The organism is Streptomyces sp. NPDC001985, assembly GCF_040296845.1.
Classification (GTDB): domain Bacteria; phylum Actinomycetota; class Actinomycetes; order Streptomycetales; family Streptomycetaceae; genus Streptomyces.
Genome location: NZ_JBEOYB010000008.1, coordinates 1 through 18,942, shown reverse-complemented (window position 1 = coordinate 18,942; position 18,942 = coordinate 1). Strand labels below are relative to the sequence as shown.

8 protein-coding genes are annotated in these 18,942 nt (G+C 74.6%); 2 read left to right on the top strand and 6 right to left on the bottom strand.

Annotated features, from left to right (window positions below; all coding sequences use genetic code 11):
- Nucleotides 1-35: 35 nt before the first annotated feature.
- The 3 genes from ABT122_RS05125 to ABT122_RS05115 all read right to left on the bottom strand — a co-directional run bounded on the left by ABT122_RS05125 (nucleotide 36) and on the right by ABT122_RS05115 (nucleotide 3,898).
- Complete coding sequence (locus ABT122_RS05125; RefSeq protein WP_351545533.1) at nucleotides 36-1,772, bottom strand: (2,3-dihydroxybenzoyl)adenylate synthase; 1,737 nt, start codon at nucleotides 1,770-1,772, stop codon at nucleotides 36-38.
- Nucleotides 1,769-2,923: an isochorismate synthase gene (locus ABT122_RS05120; protein WP_451066606.1), complete on the bottom strand. Its 1,155-nt coding sequence runs from the start codon at nucleotides 2,921-2,923 to the stop codon at nucleotides 1,769-1,771. The genes ABT122_RS05125 and ABT122_RS05120 overlap by 4 nt, the downstream gene beginning before the upstream one ends.
- Nucleotides 2,924-3,076: 153 nt before the next feature.
- Nucleotides 3,077-3,898, bottom strand: a complete 822-nt coding sequence (locus ABT122_RS05115; protein WP_351545527.1) for a 2,3-dihydro-2,3-dihydroxybenzoate dehydrogenase — start codon at nucleotides 3,896-3,898, stop codon at nucleotides 3,077-3,079.
- A gap of 386 nt (nucleotides 3,899-4,284) precedes the next feature.
- Here ABT122_RS05115 and ABT122_RS05110 point away from each other — a divergent pair, with 386 nt between their 5' ends.
- Both ABT122_RS05110 and ABT122_RS05105 read left to right on the top strand, forming a co-directional pair.
- Nucleotides 4,285-5,289, top strand: a complete 1,005-nt coding sequence (locus ABT122_RS05110; RefSeq protein ID WP_351545524.1) for a FecCD family ABC transporter permease — start codon at nucleotides 4,285-4,287, stop codon at nucleotides 5,287-5,289.
- Nucleotides 5,286-6,464 (top strand): FecCD family ABC transporter permease, encoded by a 1,179-nt coding sequence (locus ABT122_RS05105; protein ID WP_351545521.1) that lies wholly within the window; start codon nucleotides 5,286-5,288, stop codon nucleotides 6,462-6,464. Before ABT122_RS05110 ends, ABT122_RS05105 begins: the two co-directional genes overlap by 4 nt.
- A 77-nt stretch (nucleotides 6,465-6,541) precedes the next feature.
- Here the strand turns inward: ABT122_RS05105 and ABT122_RS05100 are convergent, their stop codons facing one another.
- The 3 genes from ABT122_RS05100 to ABT122_RS05090 form a co-directional block, all read right to left on the bottom strand.
- The gene (locus tag ABT122_RS05100; protein WP_351545518.1) at nucleotides 6,542-7,378 is read right to left on the bottom strand and encodes a siderophore-interacting protein; all 837 of its coding nucleotides are present in this window, start codon (nucleotides 7,376-7,378) and stop codon (nucleotides 6,542-6,544) included.
- A gap of 119 nt (nucleotides 7,379-7,497) precedes the next feature.
- The gene (locus tag ABT122_RS05095) at nucleotides 7,498-14,685 is read right to left on the bottom strand and encodes an amino acid adenylation domain-containing protein (RefSeq protein WP_502976100.1); all 7,188 of its coding nucleotides are present in this window, start codon (nucleotides 14,683-14,685) and stop codon (nucleotides 7,498-7,500) included.
- Between the two features lie 20 nt (nucleotides 14,686-14,705).
- A partial coding sequence (locus tag ABT122_RS05090) for a non-ribosomal peptide synthetase (RefSeq protein WP_351545512.1) occupies nucleotides 14,706-18,942 on the bottom strand: 4,237 nt, incomplete at its 5' end.

The following is an 18,942-nucleotide window of genomic DNA, read 5'->3' as shown; positions in this document are numbered from 1 at the left end:
CGGCCGTGCGGGTGCGGGCGAGGGGCGGGAGAGGGTTACGGCGCGGTGGCGCGGAGGTCCTTCTTCGACACCTTCCCGACCCCGGTCTTCGGGAAGGCGTCCACGAACACCACCCGGTCCGGCACCTTGTAGGCGGCAAGCCCCCGTTCCCGTACGAACGTCTTCACGGCGGGCGCCCGCAGCGGCTCGGCGTCCGGCCGCAGGATGACGTACGCACAGGTGCGCTCGCCCAGATACGGATCGGGCTCGGCGACCACATTGGCGTCGTGGACGGCGGGGTGGGCCAGGATGTGGTTCTCCACCTCCTCGGCCGCGATCTTCTCGCCGCCCCGGTTGATCTGGTCCTTCGCCCGGCCCTCGACCACCAGATGGCCGCTCGCGGTGAGCCGGACGACATCGCCGGTGCGGTAGAAGCCGTCCTCGGTGAAGGAACGGGCGTTGTGCTCGGGCGCGTTCCAGTAGCCGCGGATGGTGTACGGACCCCGGGTCAGCAGATGCCCGGTCTCGCCCACCGGCAGGTCGTTGTCCTCGTCGTCGACGACCCGGATCTCGTCGTCGGGGGAGATCGGCCGTCCCTGGGTGGTGACCACGGTCTCCTGCGGATCGTCGAGCCGGGTGTAGTTCACCAGCCCCTCCGCCATCCCGAAGACCTGCTGGAGCGCGCACCCCAGCGCCGGGCGCACCCGGCGGGCCGTCTCCTCGCTGAACTTCGCCCCGCCGACCAGCAGCACGGAGAGGCTGCTGAGGTCGTACGCGCTGCGGGGCGCGGCCTCCGTCCACACCAGCGCCAGCGGCGGAACCACCCCGGTGATGGTGACGCCCTCGCTCTCGATGAGCCGGAAGGCCTCATCGGGCGCGGGGCTCGGGCAGAGCACCACCCGCGCGCCCGCGCAGAGCGCACCGAGGGTGCCCGGGGAGGAGAGCGGGAAGTTGTGCCCGGCGGGCAGTACGCAGAGGTAGACGCTGTTCTCGTCGACCGCGCACAGCTCGTTGGAGCCGCGCAGGGAGTAGAGGTAGTCGTCGTGGGTGCGCGGGATGAGCTTGGGCACACCGGTGCTGCCGCCGGAGAGCTGGAGGAAGGCCAGTTCGTGCGCGGCGGGTCCGGGCAGCGCGGCGGCCGGCTCGGCCGGCACGTCCGCCAGGTTCTCGAAGTACCCGGCGTCGCCGCCGACGACGAAGACATGCCGGAGCGCGGGGCAGTGGGCGCGGGCCGTGGTGGCGAGTTCGCGGTAGTCGAAGCCGTCGTGGACGGCGGGGACCACGTAGGCGACCGCGCGGGTGAAGGCGCAGAAGTGGATGATCTCGGTCTTGCGGTGGGCGGGCAGCGCGAAGACGGGCAGGGCGCCGATCCGGAAGAGCGCGAAGATGACCTCGAAGAACTCGGCGATGTTGGGGAGCTGGACGACGACCTTGTCGCCCTTGCCGATGCCCCGGGCGGCGAATCCGGCGGCCAGCCGGTCGGCGCGCTCGTCGAGTTCTCCGTAGCTCCAGGCGCGCCGGCCGCCGCCGGGGCCGCCCGCCGGGTCGACGACGGCGATCCGGCCGGGGTGGGCCGCGGCCCGGTCGCGCAGCATCTCGCCGAAGGTCTCGCCGCGCCAGTGGCCGGCGGCGCGGTAGCGGGCGGCGAACTCGGCGGGCCAGGTGGGCGCCTCGGCGGCGGCCGGCGGAGCGCCGTCGGGGCCATCGTGAACACGCGGGCCATCGTGAACACGCGGGACACCGGGGGGCCCGGGGGTCCCTGTGGTCCGTGCGCGAGGGGTCTCGGTGGTCACAGTTCCGCTCCCACGGCGTTGAGGAAGGTGCGGAACTTCGCGGCGGTCTCCGCGGTCTCCGCCCCGGGTTCGGACGCGGAGACCACCCCGGCGCCCGCGTACAGCCGCAGGGTCCGCCCCTCGGCCTCGGCGCAGCGGATGGTGACGACCCACTCGCCGTCGCCGTCGGCGTTCCCCCAGCCGACGACTCCGGTGAAGAAGCCCCGGTCGAAGGGTTCGGTCTCCCGGATGACGGAGCGGGCCAGTGCGGTGGGGGTGCCGCAGACGGCGGGGGTGGGGTGGAGCGAGCAGGCGAGTTCCAGCGCGGACACCTCGGGGCTCTTCAGCACCCCGGTGACGGTGGTCGACAGATGCCACATGGCGGCGGTGCGGATGAGCGTGGGCCGGGCCGGCACCTCGATCGTGGAGCAGTGGAGTGCCATGCCCTGGTGCACCGCGTCCACGACGACGGCGTGCTCGTGCAGGTCCTTGGCGGACTGGAGGAGGGCGGCGGCGCGCCGTACGTCCTCGGCGAGGTCGGGGCTGCGCGGGGTGGAGCCCGCGAGCGGGTTGGAGACGAGCAGGTTCCCCCGGCGCGAGACCAGCAGTTCGGGGCTGGCGCCCAGCAGGGTGCGGCCGGGGCGGGTCGGCAGCGCGAAGGTGTAGCCGGCCGGGTCGCGGCGGGCGAGCCGCTGGAGCATGGCGGGGATGTCGAGGGGGTCCCGCCCGGTCAGCGCGAGCGTCCGGGCGAGGACGACCTTGCTGAACTCGCCCTGCCACATCCGGTCGACGGCGGACCGCACACCCCGCGCGTACACCTCGGGTTCGGGCTCGGGTCTGATCTCCCAGCGCCCGGGCGGCGGACTGGCGGCCGGGAGAGCGATCAGCGGATCGGCGGTCAGCGCGGGCGCGCTGCGCAGGGTTTCCGGGATCACCAGCGCCGGGGCGGCGGACGGGTCGAAGGGGATGGCGCCGATCACCGTGGAGCCGGGGTGCCGGGCGAGGGCGGCGGCCACGCGCCGGGCGACGGGGCCGTCGCCCGGGGATATCTCGTGGCGTACCCCGCCGGCCAGCAGGGTGCGGGTGGGCGTCGCGAGGAAGCGGGTGTCCGGCCGGTAGTCGTCGAGAAGTGCGGTGGCGGCTCCCACGGCGGGGTGCGCCGGTTCGTCCATCGTGCGGTGTGTGGCGACTTCATGGGCAGCCGTCGACACGGTGACTCCTCTGTTCGAAGTGGGGGTGGCGGATACGGATCGCGTTCCGGGGCGGTCGAGGTGGTGCGGGCCGGGCGGCGGGCGGGCGAACGCCCCGTGCGAGCCGGGGGCCGGTCAGCGCAGGGTCGCGCCGCCGTCCACGTACAGATCGTGCATGGTGATCTGCCGGGCCCGGTCGGAGGCGAGGAAGACCACGGCGTCCGCGATGTCGGCCGGTTCGGCGATCCGGCCGAGCGGGATGCCGGTGCGGTACGCCGCCGGGGAGGGGTCGCCGTCGATGACCCGGGCGGGGCCCGACGCGTCGGTCCACAGCGAGCGCTGCATGGGGGTGTCGGTGGAGCCGGGGGCCACCACATTGCAGCGGATGCCGTCGCGGGCGCTCTCCAGCCCCAGACACTTGGTGAACATCACGGCCGCGGCCTTGGAGGCGGCGTAGGCGGCCATCCGGGGACGGGGGATGCCGGCGGCGTTGGAGGCCACCGTCACCACGCAGCCCGAGCGGCGCGGTGTCATCCGGGCGACCACGGCGCGGGAGAGGTGGAAGACGCCGGTGGTGTTGACGGCGAAGGTGTCGGCCCAGTCCCGGTCGGTCATCTCCACCACGGGGGCGGTGCGCAGCACACCGGCGACATTGACGAGGACGCCGACGGGGCCGAGTTCGTCCTCGACCCGGGCGACGGTGTCCTCGACCGCGCGGGCGTCGGTGACGTCCAGCGGGTAGGCCCGCACCCGCCCGGCCCCGGGGTCGCCGGCGAACTTCCCGGTGAGCGCGGAGGCGACGGCGGAGACCGGGCCCGCGGCGCGGTCGGTGGCCGCGACCGTGGCGCCGAGCGCGGTGAGCGCCTCGGTCACGGCCGCGCCGATGCCCTGTCCGGCACCGGTGACGAGTGCCACGCGTCCGGCGAACTCCCCGGCGGACGCACTGGGGTCAGGCATGAGCAACCTCCTCATTCTTAGGTGAGCCTAACCTAACTTTCCTGAGGGGCCCACCCTTGTCCCGGCGGTGGTTCCGCCGGTGAACTCCGTTGAGGTCGCGGAGATTTCCCTTTATCTACTTAAGATAGGCTTACCTTAGTTCTTCGCCAGGTGGGGCCGTGAGCGTTTCCCTGGCATCAGTGGGAGTAGGTGACGTGGCCACGGTCCCCCCGCGCATCGGCGCGACCGACCCCCGGGCACCCCAGGACCCCCCGGGCCCCGGGGAATCCCCGGCCCCCCGGCGAACCGGCGGCACCGCCCGGACCGGCGGCACCGCCGGTGCCTTCCGCCCCCCGGGCTCCGCGCCCGGGGCGGCGACCGGGAGGGAGCGCGGGGCGCGTTCGCCCGTGCGGCGTTCCCTCGCCGTGCGGCTCGCCGGGCTGCTCGCCGCCGGCGCCGCCCTCGCGCTCGTCGTCGTCCTCAGCATCTCCCTGGGCGCCAAGTCCATCCCCTTCGGCGATGTCGTCCAGGGGCTGCTCGACCCCGACGGCTCCGAGAACGCCGTCATCGTCCAGGACTACCGGCTCACCCGCACCCTGCTCGGTATCGCCGTCGGCGTCGGACTCGGCCTCTCCGGGGCCGTGATGCAGGCCCTCACCCGCAATCCGCTCGCCGACCCCGGGCTCCTCGGCATCGAGTCCGGGGCGTCCGCCGCCGTCGTCATCGCCATCGGCGGCTTCGGGATCACCTCCCTGCTGGGCTATGTCTGGTTCGCCTTCGCCGGAGCCGTCGTGGTCGCCGTCGTCGTCTACGTCCTCGGCACCTCCGGCCGGGGCGCGGCGACACCCGTGCGGCTGATCCTCGCCGGAACGGCCGTCAACGCCTCCCTGATCGCCGCGATCACCGCCGTCACCTTCCTCGACCAGGAGGCCTTCGGCGAGCTGCGGATGTGGGCCGTCGGCACGCTCGCGGGTCGTGAGGGCGCCGTCCTGGGGCAGGTCGCGCCGTTCCTGGTCCTCGGGGCGGTGATCGCGCTCTCGCTCAGCGGCTCCCTCAACGCCCTGGCCCTCGGCGACGAGACGGGGAAGGCGCTCGGCGCCCGTGTGGTGCGCACCCGGGTCCTCGGCGTGCTCTCGGTGACGCTGCTCTGCGGCGCCGCCACGGCCGCCATGGGGCCCGTCGGCTTCGTCGGGCTGATCGTGCCCCATGCGGCCCGGCTCATCACCGGCCCCGACCACCGCTGGATTCTCGCCTACTGCGTCGTCCTCGCCCCGGTCCTGCTCCTCGGGGCCGATGTCCTCGGCCGTCTCGTGGTGCGCCCCGACGAGCTGGCCGTCGGCATCGTCACCGCCGCCATCGGCGCCCCGGTCCTCGTCGCCCTCGTCCGTACGCGCAAGGTGCCCCAGCTATGAGCGCTGACTCCCCGACCATCGCCCCCGCCGGAGCACCCGATGCGCCCGGAGCACCCGATGCGCCCGGAGCGCCCGGGGCCGCCGCACCCGGCGGCGGGCCGGAGCCGCGGAAGCGCCCCTCCGCCGAACAGGTCGTCCCCGGGCTGCGCGTCCGGCTCGCGGGCGGCCGGATCGCCCTCCGGCTGGCCGGACGGCCCCTGGCCGTCGGCACCGTGCTGCTCGCCGCCCTGCTCACGGTCGCCGTCCTGGCGCTGGGCACCGGCGACTTCACCGTCTCGCCCCCCGATGTGCTGCGCGCCCTGGCCGGGGCCGGCACCACCGCGACCGACTACGTCGTCAACACCCTGCGGCTGCCGCGCCTGCTCGTCGGTGTCGTCGTCGGAGCGGCCCTCGGGGTCAGCGGCGCCATCTTCCAGAGCCTGGCCCGCAACCCCCTCGGCAGCCCCGACATCATCGGCTTCGAGACCGGCGCCGCGACCGGCGCGCTCTTCCAGATCCTGGTCTTCGGCGGCGGCGCGGGCGCCGTCGCCGTCAGCGCGGTGCTGGGCGGTCTCGCCACCGCCCTGGTGGTGTACGCGCTCTCCTTCAAGCGGGGCGGCGTGCGGGGCTACCGGCTGATCCTGGTCGGCATCGCGGCGGGCGCGCTGCTCAGTTCGGTCAACTCCTATCTGATGATCAAGGCGTCGCTGGACGAGGCGCACGCCGCCGCCGTCTGGCTCACCGGCTCGCTCAACGGCCGGGGCTGGGACCAGTTGGTGCCCGCGCTGGTCGCCGTCGCCCTCCTCTTCCCGGCGGCGCTGCTGCTCGGCCCGCACCTGCGGATGATGGAGGCGGGCGACGCCTCCGCCAAGTCCCTCGGGGTGCCGGTGGAGCGCTCCCGGCTGGCCCTGGTGGTGCTGGCGGTGCTGCTCTGCGCCACCGCGACCGCCGCCGCGGGACCGATCGCCTTCGTGGCGCTCGCCGCGCCGCAGCTGGCCCGCCGGCTCACCCGCAGCGCGGGCGTCACCCTGGTGCCGGCCGCGCTGATGGGCGCCCTGCTGCTGACGGTGAGCGACTTCGCGGCCCAGCGGGTGCTGGCCCCGGTCCAGCTCCCCGTCGGGATCATGACCGCCGCGATCGGCGGCCTCTATCTGATGTGGCTGCTGACCCACGAGTGGCGGGCGGGCCGCCGCTGAGCCGCCGTACGGCCGCCAACGGCCCGGCCCCGGCTCCCCTCGCGGGAGCCGGGGCCGTTTTCGCGGCGGTACGGGGATCAGTCGTCCTCGTCCTGGGGCTCGTGGTGGTCCAGATTGACGATTCCGCGCTTCCAGAACCCGTCCACGTCCGTGTAGTCGCGGTCCAGGCCGAGGTCCTTGTGGAGGTGGCGGCGGATCGGCTTCAGCTCGCCCGCCTCACCGGCGATCCAGATGAAGGGGCTCCCGGGCAGGAACTCCACGCCCTTGACCGCCCGTTCCATCAGATCGCCCTCGCCGTGCGCCAGCCCGTTCCGGTGCAGCCAGACGATCTCGGCGTCGGCACGGGTGTCGATCGGGTGTTCCTCGGCGGCGTCGTCGACCAGGAGGAACGCCTTCACCGGCACGCCCTCGGGCAGATCCTCCAGCATCCGGCAGATCGCCGGGATCGCGGTCTCGTCGCCCGCGAAGAGATACCAGTCGAACTCCCACGGGACCAGGATGGAGCCGCGCGGGCCCGCGACCCCGAGCTTCTGGCCCGGGGCGGCCTGCTCCGCCCAGACGGACGCGACCCCCTTGCCGTGCAGGACGAAGTCCAGGTCCAGTTCGCCGGCCTCGGCGTCGTAGCGGCGCGTGGTGTAGTCCCGGGAGACCGGGAACGGCGGCTCGGTGGGGAATTCGAGACCGTCCCCGTCGTCGGCGACCCTCGGCAGGACCGGAAGTTCGGCACCCGGCTCAGGGAAGAAGCACTTCACATGGTCGGCGGGGGAGCGGTCCACGAAGCCCGCCAGCTCGGGGCCGCCCAGGGTCACCCGGACCATCCGGGGGGTGGGCCGGGTGACCCGCAGCACGTCGAGCGTACGGACCGTGATGTCGTGGTAGACGACCTCGATCTCCGGCAGCTTCCTGGTTTCCACGGTGGTGTTCTCACTTCCGACAAGAGGATGAACTTAGGTAAGCCTTGCATAACATGGAGGCCGGTCCGTGTGCCGGGGCGGTGGCCCCGGCACACGGACCGGCGGGAGGGGCCCGGCCGTCAGGACCGGCGGCCCGCGGCGGTCAGGGCCGCGTCCAGCAGCGGCCCGATCTCCGCGAGCCGGCCCGCGTCCATCAGCTCGTCGTGCGAGCAGTCGAGCACGTGCTCGGTGATCCGGCCGTCCACGAACTCCGGCCACACCTTCAGCGGTTCGTCCTCGGGTTCGGTGCTGCGGGCGGCCGTGAAGAACAGCACATCGCCCCGGTGGCGCCGGGTCCGGCTGCGCGAGAGCAGCCGCACACAGTGCACATTGGTCTCCACGATCGCGGCGAGCAGCGCGTCGTCGAACCCGGCCAGCAGACCCTGGCTGTCCCGGATCGCGGCGACGGCCTCCTCCCGGCTCGGCCCGCCCCCGGGGAGCGGCTCCCCGCCGTCGGACATCCGCTCCCCGCCCCGGGCGGTGACCCCCGCGACCGCGAGCAGGAAGCCGCTCTCCTCCCGCTCCAGCCGCTCCCGCCAGTCCGGCGCGTCGGCATACGACCAGTCGTCGTTCTCCGGCGGATAGGCGTCCAGCAGCCCCAGGAACGCCACCTCCTCGCCCCGCTCCTGGAGCAGCGCCGCCAGCGTCTGCGCGACGGTGCCGCCGAAGGAGTAGCCCAGGAAGTGGTAGGGCCCCTCGGGCTGCACGGCGCGGATCTCCGCCAGATACAGCTCGGCGAGCGCCGCCACATCCGCCACATCCGGCAGCTCACCGGTCAGACCCGGCGACTGGAGCGCGTACACCGGCCGCTCCGGGTCGAGATGGCGGAGCAGACCCGTGTACTGCCAGCCGAACCCGGACGCCGGGTGGAAGCAGAACAGCGGCGCGCGGCCCCCGCGCTCCCGCAGCGGCAGCAGCACCCGCAGGGCGTCCCGCCGGGCGTCGGTGCCGATCCGGGCCGCGACATCCGCGACCGTCGGGGCCGACATCACCGTCCCCACCTGCACCGGAATCCCCAGCTCGGCCCGGATGCGGCCGACCAGGCGCATCGCGAGCAGCGAATGCCCGCCCAGCTCGAAGAAGTTGTCCTCGGCGCCGACCCGCTCCACGCCCAGCACCTCGGCGAAGACCCGGCAGAGCAGCTCCTCCCGGGCGTCCTTCGGCGGGCGCCCGCCGCCCGCGTCACCGAAGTCCGGCGCGGGCAGCGCCGCCCGGTCCACCTTGCCGTTCACGGTCAGCGGCAGCGCCGCCAGCTCCACGAACGCCGAGGGCACCATGTACTCGGGCAGCACGGCCGACAGCTCGGAGCGCAGCCGCACCGGGTCGGCGCCCGCGGTCCCCGCCGCGGGCACCGTGTGGGCCACCAGCCGCCGCACACCGGACGGGCCGGTGTGGACGACGACCGCCGCGGCGGCGATCCCCGGCAGGGCGGCCACCGCCGACTCGATCTCGCCCAGCTCGATCCGGTAGCCCCGGATCTTCACCTGCTGGTCGGTCCGGCCCAGATAGTCGATCCCCGCGTCGTCGCCGCGCCAGCGCACCAGATCGCCGGTGCGGTACATCAGCGTCCCCGGCGCGCCGAAGGGATCGGCGACGAACCGCCCGGCGGTCAGCGCGGGCCGCTCGAAGTAGCCCCGCGCGAGACCCGCCCCCGCGAGATACAGCTCGCCCGGCACCCCGGCCGGAACCGGCCGCAGCGCGCTGTCCAGCACATAGGCGCGGGTGTTGTGGATCGGGCGCCCGACACAGGAGCCGGCGCTGCCGCCGACATCCGCGCCCAGCGCGTTGATCGTGTACTCGGTCGGACCGTACAGGTTGTAGCCGAGCGTCCCCTCGGTCTCCCGCAGCAGCGACCAGAGCGAGTCCGGCACCGCCTCACCGCCCAGCAGCACCAGCACCGGCCGGTGCCGCTCCGGCGCCAGCAGCCCGGCGTCGATCAACTGCTGCCCGTACGACGGGGTCACATTGACGACATCGACGCCCACCCGGTCGTAGTGCGCGGTCAGCGCCGCCGGGTCGAGCCGCAGCTCCTCGCCGATGACATGCACCTCGTGCCCGTCCACCAGCCAGAAGAACTCCTCCCACGACATGTCGAAGGCGAACGACACGGTGTGCGCCACCCGCAGCCGGCGCCCGCCCGCCAGCCGAACCGCCGGGGCGAAGATCCGCTCCCGGTGGTTCAGCAGCATGTTCGTGAGCCCCGCGTACGGCACCACCACCCCCTTGGGGCGGCCGGTCGAGCCCGAGGTGTAGATCAGATACGCCGGGTGGCGGCCGTCGCGCGCGGCCGTCAGCTCCGCGTCCGCGACCGGCCCCGCGGGGAGCGCCGCCAGCTCGGCGACGGTCCCGGGGGCGTCCAGCACCAGCCGGTCGCAGCCGTCCGGCACCCGCCCGGCCACCGCCGACGAGGTCACCAGCGTCAGCGGCGACGCGTCGCCGGTCATCGCCGCCAGCCGCTCCACCGGATGGCCGAGATCCAGCGGCAGATAGGCCGCGCCCGTCTTCAGCACCGCGAACAGCGCCACCACGAACTCCGCCGAGCGCGGCAGCCCCAGCGCCACCACCCGCTCCGGACCGGCCCCCCGGGCGATCAGCGCCCGCGCCAGCCGGTTGGCCCGCCCGTCCAGCTCCGCGTAGCTCAGCCGCTCCCCGTCGAAGACCAGCGCCGTGGTGTCCGGGGTGCGCCGGGCCTGCTCGCCGAAGAGCTCCACCACCGTGGTGTCCGGCACCGGATGGCCCAGGTCGTCGCCGCGGGCGAGCAGTCCGGCCCGCTCCCGGTCCGCCAGGGTGCGCAGCCGGCCCACCGGCTCGGCCCCGCCGTCGGCGAGCTGCTCCACCAGCAGCCGCAGCCGCCCGGCGATCCGCTCCGCCGTCTCCCGGTCGTACAGATCGGGCCGGTACGCCAGGCTCAGTTCCAGCTCCCGCTCCGGGGTCACCGCCAGCGTGAGCGGATAGTGGGTGCCGTCGACACTGTGCGTCCAGCCGATCCGGTAGCGGGCCTCGGCCTCCTCCCGGGCCGCGTCGTCCAGCGGGGTGTTGCGGAAGACGTACAGCGTGTCGAAGAGCTGCCCCACCCCGCTGACCTGCTGAACCCGGCCCAGGCCCACAGCGTGGTGCGGCAGCAGCTCCGCGTGTTCCCGCTGCACCCGCACCAGCAGCTCCCGCAGCGGCTCCCCGGGCCGCAGCGTCACCCGGAACGGCAGGGTGTTCATGAACATGCCGATCATCTGATCGACACCGGGCAGCTCCCCCGGACGCCCCGACACCGTCGCCCCGAACACCACATCGTCCCGGCCCGTCAGCCCCGAGAGCGCCAGCGCCCACGCCGAACTCAGCACCGTGTTCAGCGTGACACCGCACCCCCGGGCGAAGGCGCGCAGCCGGTCGCTGGTGCTCTCGTCGAGCACCATCTCGACCACCTCGGCCGTCACCGGCTGCCGGAGGGGGTCGGCCGGGGCCACCAGCGTCGCCTGGTCCAGGCCCGACAGATGGTCCCGCCACGCCCGCGCCGACGCCTCCGTGTCCGTACCGGCGAGCAGCCGCAGATACTCGCGGTACGGGGTGACCGGCGGCAGCCCGTCGACCTCGCCGCCCCGCCCGTACAGCGCGAACAGCTCCTCGAAGAAGAGCGACTCCGACCAGCCGTCGGTGAGGATGTGGTGCTGGGTCACACAGAGCATCCACCGCTCGGCGGCGAACCTGATCAGCGTGACCCGGATCAGCGGCGGCGCCGCGAGGTCGAACCGGGCCGCCGCGTCCGCGAGGGAGAACTCCCGCAGCGCCTCGTCCTGCGCCGCCCGGTCCAGCCCGGTCAGATCCAGCTCCCGCCACGGCAGCTCCCAGCGCTCCGGCACCACCTGCACCGGCCCGTCCAGGCCCTCGTGCCAGAAACCGGCCCGCAGATGGGGGTGCCGGCGCAGCAGCGCGCCGAACGCCGCCCGCAGCGCCCGGACATCCACCGCGTGCAGCAGCTCCAGGAAGTTCTGCATCAGATACACATCGAGCGCGCGGTCGTCGTACACCGCGTGGAAGTACAGCCCCTCCTGGAGCGGGGAGAGCGGCAGCACCTCCCCGGCGGACGGGAACGCCCGCCCGATCACCGCCCGGCCGGCGTCGTCGAGGACCACCAGCGGGCCCTCGGCCACGGCCGCCCGGGCCACCGGCCCCGCGCCCGCGACGGCGGCCAGCCTCGCCGGCGTCCGCTGCTCGAACACCTGGCGCGGGGTGAGCGTCAGCTTTTCCTTGCGCGCCCGGGAGACGAGCCGGATCGAGACGATGCTGTCCCCGCCCAGCGCGAAGAAGTCATCGTCGGCCCCGGCCGACGCCAGCCCCAGCACCTCGGCGAAGACCCGGCAGAGTGTCTCCTCCACCGGTCCGCGCGGCGCCCGCGAGACCTCCCCGCCGCCCAGCACGGGGGCGGGCAGCGCTCCCCGGTCCAGCTTGCCGTTGACATTCAGCGGCAGCGCGTCCAGGACCACCACCGCCGCCGGAACCATGTACTCCGGCAGAGTCGCGGCGAGTTCCGCGCGCACCGCTTCCGGCTCCGCCGCACCGGTGGTGTAGGCGACGAGACGCCGCACGCCCGGAGTGTCCTCGCGCACCACCACGGCGGCGGAGCCCACCCCCGCGAGCGCGGTGAGCGCCGACTCGATCTCGCCCGGCTCGATCCTGAAGCCCCGGATCTTCACCTGGTCGTCGGCCCGGCCCAGATACTCCAGCTCGCCGTCCGCCCGCAGCCGCACCAGATCGCCCGTACGGTACATCCGGGTCCCCGGCGGGCCGTACGGGTCGGCGACGAACCGCTCGGCGGTCAGCGCGCACCGGCCCAGATAGCCGCGCGCCAGGCCCCGGCCCGCGAGATACAGCTCACCGGCCGTGCCCGCCGGAGCGGGCCGCAGCGCCGCGTCCAGCACATACGCCGAGGTGTTGCCGATCGGCCGGCCCACCACCGCCGTCGCGCTCCGCGACAGATCGGCGGCGAGCGCGTCCACGGTGTACTCGGTCGGCCCGTACAGATTTACCGACATGACCCCGGCCGCCGCCCGCACCCGCTCCCACAGCGCGTCCGGCACCGCCTCCCCGCCCAGCAGCAGCAGCGCCGGCCGGTGCGCGGCGCCGTCCAGCAGCCCCCACTCCACGAGCTGACCCGCGTAGGCCGGTGTCACATCCATGGCGTCGATCCGCCGCTCGCGCACATAGCGGACGACGAACTCGGCGTCCCGCCGCGCCACCTCGTCCAGCACATGCAGCTCATGCCCGGCGATCAGCCAGAACAGCTGCTCCCACGAGGTGTCGAAGCTGAACGACGCGGTGTGCAGCGCCCGCAGCCGCCGCCCCCCGGCGGCGGACACCACGGGGCCGAGGACCGCGCCCAGATGGTTGGCGTAGAGATTCGCCAGCCCGCCGTGGGTGAGCACCACCCCCTTGGGCCGTCCGGTGGAGCCGGAGGTGTAGATGACATACGCGGGGTGGTCCGGCCGCACCGCCGGCGCGTCGAACCCCGTCCCGAAGGCGGCGAGCTGCGCCGCCGTCCACTCGCTGTCCAGGACGATCCGCTCCGGGCCGCCGCCCTCCGGCAGCAGCCCCGCCGCCGCCGTCGTGGTCAGCACACACACCGGCGAGGCGTCCTCGATCATGTACCCGATCCGGTCCGCCGGATAGTCCAGATCGAGCGGCAGATACGCGCCGCCCGCCCGCAGCACCGCCAGGATCGCCACCACCGAATCCGCCGAGCGCGGCACCGCCAGCGCCACCACCGACTCGGGGCCCACCCCGCGCGCCGCCAGCAGCGCCGCCAGCCGCGCGGCCCGGGCGTCCAGCTCCGCGAAGCTCAGCTCAGCGGCGCCGGAGACCACCGCCCGCTCGGCCCCGGACCCGGCCGCCCGCTCGGCGAACCGGTCGGCGACCGTACCCGAGGGGACCTCCAGACCCGGGCCCCGCGCCCCGGCCAGCAGCCGGTCCCGCTCCGCCGGGGGCAGCAGCGCCAGCGCTCCCACCGCCGTGCCCGGGGCGGTGGCCAACTGCTCCACCACCGCCACCAGCCGGTCCGCGATCAGCTCCGCCCGCCGGGCGTCGAAGAGATCGGGCCGGTACTCCACTTCCAGCCGGACCCGCTCCTCCAGCGCCACCGCCAGGGTCAGCGGATAGTGCGTGGCGTCCCGGGCCTCCACCCCGGCGACACTCAGCCCGCCGGAGAGCGACGGCCCGGCGTCCGGGTCCACCGGATAGTTCTCGATGACCACCAGGGTGTCGAACAGCTCCCCGCCGCCCGCCTGCTTCTGGATCAGCCGCAGCCCCAGGTGGTGGTGGGCCAGCAGCCCGTTCTGCTCGTCCCGGAACCGCCGCAGCAAGTCCTCCGCGCTCTCGCCGGGACGCGGCGCCACCCGCACCGGCACGGTGGTGATGAAGAGCCCCACCATCGACTCGACGCCCGGCAGCTCGTCCGGCCGCCCCGACACCGTCAGACCGAACACCACGTCCTGACGCCCGGTCAGCGCGCCGATGAGCAGGCCCCACGCGCACTGGATCAGCGTCGACGGCGTGGTGCCGAGCCGGCGCGCGGTGGCGACCAGCCGCCCGGACGCCTCGACGGACAGCTCGGCCGCCACCGTCCCGGGCCGCACCGGGGTACGCGCCGGATCGGCCGGGGCGACCAGCGTCGCCCCCTCGACCCCGGCCAGCGCACCCCGCCACGCGGCCTCGGCGGCCGGCCCGTCCTGCTGCCTCAGCCACTTCAGATACTCCCGGTACGGGCGCACGGCCGGCAGCCCGGAGGCGTCGCCGCCGCTCTCGTACAGCGCCAGCAGATCCCCCACCAGCAGCGGCATCGACCAGCCGTCGACCAGGATGTGATGGACCGTGACGACCAGGCGGTGATCGTTCTCCCCGAGGCGCACCAGCAGCAGCCGCAGCAGCGGCGGCCGGTGCAGCTCGAACCGGCGGGCCAGCTCGGCCCGCTCCACCCGCCGCAGCTCCTCCGGCACCGCCCCGCCGTAACCGCCCGCCCCGGCCGTCAGATCCACCCGGCCCACCGGAACGCGCACCTCGGCGGGGACGAACTGCACCGGCTGCGGCACCCCCTCGTGCCAGAACCCGGCCCGCAGATTGGCGTGCCGCCGCAGCAGCGCGCCCGCCGCCCGCTCCAGCCGCCCGGCGTCCACCGGGCCGGTCAGCGCCACGGACACCTGCACCGTGTACACATCGGTGGCCTCGGCGTCGTACACGGAGTGGAAGAGCATGCCCTGCTGCAGCGGGGACAGCGGGAGCATGTCCTCGATTCGAGCCTGCGTCACTGCTGATCCCTCCACATTGCTTCGACCATGCTGATCTGGTCCTGGTCGAGATCGACCAGGTCGAGGTCCGAGGGCGTGTGGCCCCCGGTGCCGGCCGGCGCGTCCGCCCAGGCGGCGAGCGCGTCCAGCGCGGCGAGCCAGCCGTCGGCCAGGTCGCCGACGGTGGCCTGGTTCAGGGCCTCGCCCGCCCAGACGAAGGAGGCCGTGAGACGCGGTCCCTCCGGGCCGTTCTCGATCTCCGCGTTGATCTCCAGCGGATGCGAGAGCGGAGTCGCCGGATCGGGCGCCACGGCCAGGGCGTCCGCCTCGGCGGCCGGGCCCCACTCCGCCGAGACCGCGTCGGCGGTGTGGCGGCCGAGATAGTTCCAGAGGACCTCGGGCCGGGCCGCCGGATCGAACAGCGGAGCCGTGGCCGCGTTGGCGTACCGCAGCAGCCCCGCGCCCACCCCGCCGTCGGGGACGGCCCGCAGCAGCTCCTTGACCTCCTTGAGCGCCCCGCCGGCGTCCTGCTCCCCGGCGAGCACCGCCACCGGATCGTGACGGCCCCTGAGCCGCAGCGGATACAGGCTGGTCAGCCAGCCGACCGTACGGGAGAGATCCGCGCCCGGCAGCAGCTCCTGCTCCCGGCCGTGGCCCTCCAGCTCCACCGCGAAACCGCCCGGCACCACCTGCCCGGCACGGGCGGCCCAGTCGCCCAGCGCCAGCGCCAGCGCGGTCAGCAGGGTGTCGTTGACGGTGCCGTGGAACGCCTGCGGCACCGCCTCCAGCAGCGGCGCGGTCCGTTCGGCGGAGAGCCGCACGGTCAGCTCCCGCGCCGTCGCCACCGTGTCGCGCGCCGGGTCCAGCGGGCGGGCGGTGAGCACCCGGCCGGGCACCTCGGCCTCCAGCCAGCGGTCCAGCTCGGCGAGCCTGCGCCCGCTCTCCGCCTCCGCCAGCAGATGGGTGGTCCAGGTCCGCAGCGAGGTCCCCACCGGATCGAGCACCGGCGGCCGTCCCGCGGCCACCGCCTCCCACGCGGCCCGCAGATCCGGCAGCAGGATCTGCCAGGACACCTCGTCGACCACCAGATGGTGCGCGACCAGCAGCAGCCGCCCGGCCCGCCCGGGGCCGCCGTCGAACCGCACGGCACGCACGGTCTCCCCGGCGACCGGGTCCAGTTCCCCGGCCGCCCGCGCGGACTCCCGCCCGACCAGCTCCCGCAGCGCGGCGCCGCTCAGCCCGGCGGCGTCGACGGTCCGCAGCACAGCGCCCGCGCCGATCGCCCCGCGCGGCCGCACCTGGGCCGCCCACACCCCCGGCCGGGCCACCGTCAGCGACTGCCGCAGCCCGTCGTGGTGGTCGAACAGGGCCTGGAGCGCCGGTACGAGATCCTCGTCCCGCACCCCGGCGGGCAGCCGCACCAGCCGGGCCTGGCAGAACCGCTGGAACGGTCCGCCGCGCCCGGCCAGCCAGCGCGCGATCGGCGGCAGCGGCAGCGGGCCCACCCCGTCGTCCACCGGCCGGACCACAGCCGCGGCCGCCCCCTTGGCGACCGAGGCGAGACCCGCCGGGGTCGGCTGCTGGAAGATCTGCCGGGCCGTGATGGTCAGCCCCTCCTTGCGGACCAGGCTCACCAGCCGGATGGAGACGATGCTGTCCCCGCCCAGCTCGAAGAAGTTGTCGTCCGCGCCGACCGAGGGCCGGCCCAGCACCCGGGCCATCAGCCGGGCCAGCACCTCCACCGGGCTCTCACCCGGGGCGGGTCCGGCCGCCGGGGCCGCCGGGGCCGCCGGGGCGGCCGGTGCCGGGGCCGGGGCCGGTTCCGGGACGGGCAGCGCCCGCCGGTCCAGCTTGCCGTTGGGCGACAGCGGCACCCGCTCCAGCTCCAGGAAGACCGACGGCACCATGTACTCCGGCAGCCGTTCGGCCGCCAGCGCCCGCAGCCGCGCCGCGTCCACCGCCGCACCGGCGGCGGGCACCGCGTAGGCCACCAGCCGCCGTACGCCCGGCTGGTCCTCGCGCACCACGACCACGGCCCGCGCCACCTCCGGCGCCGCCGCGAGCACCGCCTCGATCTCACCCGGCTCGATCCGGAAGCCCCGGATCTTCACCTGGTCGTCCGAGCGGCCCCGATAGTCCAGCCGGCCGTTCCGCAGCCGGGCCAGATCGCCGGTGCGGTACATCCGCGCCCCGGGCGGCCCGTACGGGTCGGCGGTGAACCGCTCCGCCGTCAGCCCCGGCCGGGCCGCGTACCCCCGGGCCAGCTGCGCCCCGGCGAGATACAGCTCTCCCGCGACCCCCTCCGGCACCGGCCGCAGCGCGCGGTCCAGCACATACACCCGGGTGTTCCACACCGGTGAGCCGATGGGGGCGGCGGTGGCGCCGGTGCCCGGCGGGCAGGAGGCGGCGGTGACATCGACGGCCGCCTCGGTCGGCCCGTACAGATTCTCCAGCGCGACCGCGCGGGAGCCGGCGGAGGCGTGGAACCGCGTCACCAGCTCACCCGGGAGCGCCTCACCGCTGCACACCACCAGCCGCAGGCTCGGGCAGGACGCCACCGCGACCTCGCCGAGGAACGCCGCCAGCATCGAGGGCACGAAGTGCAGCACGCTGACGCGCTCGGCGCGGATCAGCGACGCCAGATACTCGGGGTCGCGGTGCCCGTCCGGCCGGGCGATCACCAGCGGCACCCCCTCCGCCAGCGGCCAGAACAGCTCCCACACCGACACGTCGAAGCTCGCCGGAGTCTTGTGCAGCACCCGGTCGGCCGCCGTGAGGCGGTAGGCGCCCTGCATCCACCGGAGCCGGTTGACGATGGCCGCGTGCTCCACCACCACGCCCTTGGGCCGTCCGGTGGAGCCGGAAGTGAAGATCACATACGCGGGGTGGCGGGGCAGCAGGGCCTCCCGCCGGTCCCCGTCGGTGACCTCGGAGCCGGGCAGCGCGGCCAGCCGCTCCACCGTCACCGGGTCGTCCAGCACGACCCGTTCGGCGGTGATCCCCGGCGGCAGCGAGGATACCGACGCACTGTTGGTAAGAACGCAGACCGGCCCCGCCGTCTCCGCCATGTACGCCAGCCGGTCCCCGGGCAGTGCCGGATCCAGCGGCAGATAGGCGCCACCGGCCCGCACCACCGCGTGCACCGCCACCAGCAGCGCGACCGAGCGGGGCAGCGCCACCCCCACGACCGACCCGGGGCCCACGCCCCGCACGATCAGCAGCCGCGCCAGCCGGTTCACCCGCTTGTCGAACGCCGCCCGCGAGACCACCTCGCCCTCGTGCACCAGCGCGTCGGACGACGGCCCGCGCGCCGCACCGGACGCCACCAGGCCGGCCAGGGTCTCCGGCCCGTCCAGCTCCCTGGCGGTGTCGTTCCAGCCGTACAGAATCCGCTCGCGCTCCTCCTCGTCCATCAGCGCCGCCTCCGACACCGGGACGCCCGGATCGGCGGCGACCGCGTCGAGCAGCCGCAGCAGCCGGCCGGTGAGCCGCTCCGCCGTGGCCCGGTCGAAGAGATCCATGGCGTACCGGACCCCGCCGGAGAGCGCCCCGTCCCCGGACGCGGCGAACGCCACCTCCAGGTCCAGCTTGGCGCCGCCGGTCTCCAGCGGCAGTTCCACCGCCGGCAGACCCAGCAGCTCCCGTCTCCCCTCACCGGTCGCGTAATACGTCACCATCGTCTGGAACAACGGATTCCGGGACTGCGAGCGCGCCGGGCCCACCGCCTCCACCACGCTCTCCAGCGGCAGATCCGCATGGGAGAACGCGGCGAGACCGGCGTCCCTGACCCGTGTCACCAGCGCGGTGAAGGTCGGGTCCCCGGACACATCGGCCCGCAGCACCAGCGTGTTGAGGAAGAAGCCGACCAGACCGTCCAGCGCCTCGTCGCTCCGCCCCGACACCGGGCTGCCGAGGGGGATGTCGTCGCCCGCGCCGAGCCGGTGCAGCAGGGCCGCGACCGCCGCGTGCACCACCATGAACATGGTCGCGCCGCTCTCCCGGGCGATCCGCGCGAGACCCTCCGCCGTCGCCTCCGGCACCGCGAACGTCACCACATCGCCGGCGCCACTGGGGAGGGCGGGGCGTGGTCGGTCGGTGGGGAGGGTGAGTTCGTCGGGGAGGCCGGTGAGGGTGGTGTGCCAGTGGTGGGTCTGGCGGGTGGTGAGTTGGGTGTTGTGGAGGAGGTGGTGCTGCCAGAGGGCGTAGTCGGTGTACTGGACGGGGAGGGGGGTGTAGTGGGGTGTCCGGCCGTTG

Bases quoted from the DNA above. Each gene is read 5' to 3' on its own strand.
- ABT122_RS05115 (WP_351545527.1), bottom strand. From the start codon at position 3,898: ATGCCTGACCCCAGTGCGTCCGCCGGGGAGTTCGCCGGACGCGTGGCA.
- ABT122_RS05120 (WP_451066606.1), bottom strand. From the start codon at position 2,923: ATGGACGAACCGGCGCACCCCGCCGTGGGAGCCGCCACCGCACTTCTC.
- ABT122_RS05105 (WP_351545521.1), top strand. From the start codon at position 5,286: ATGAGCGCTGACTCCCCGACCATCGCCCCCGCCGGAGCACCCGATGCG.
- ABT122_RS05095 (WP_502976100.1), bottom strand. From the start codon at position 14,685: ATGCTCCCGCTGTCCCCGCTGCAGCAGGGCATGCTCTTCCACTCCGTG.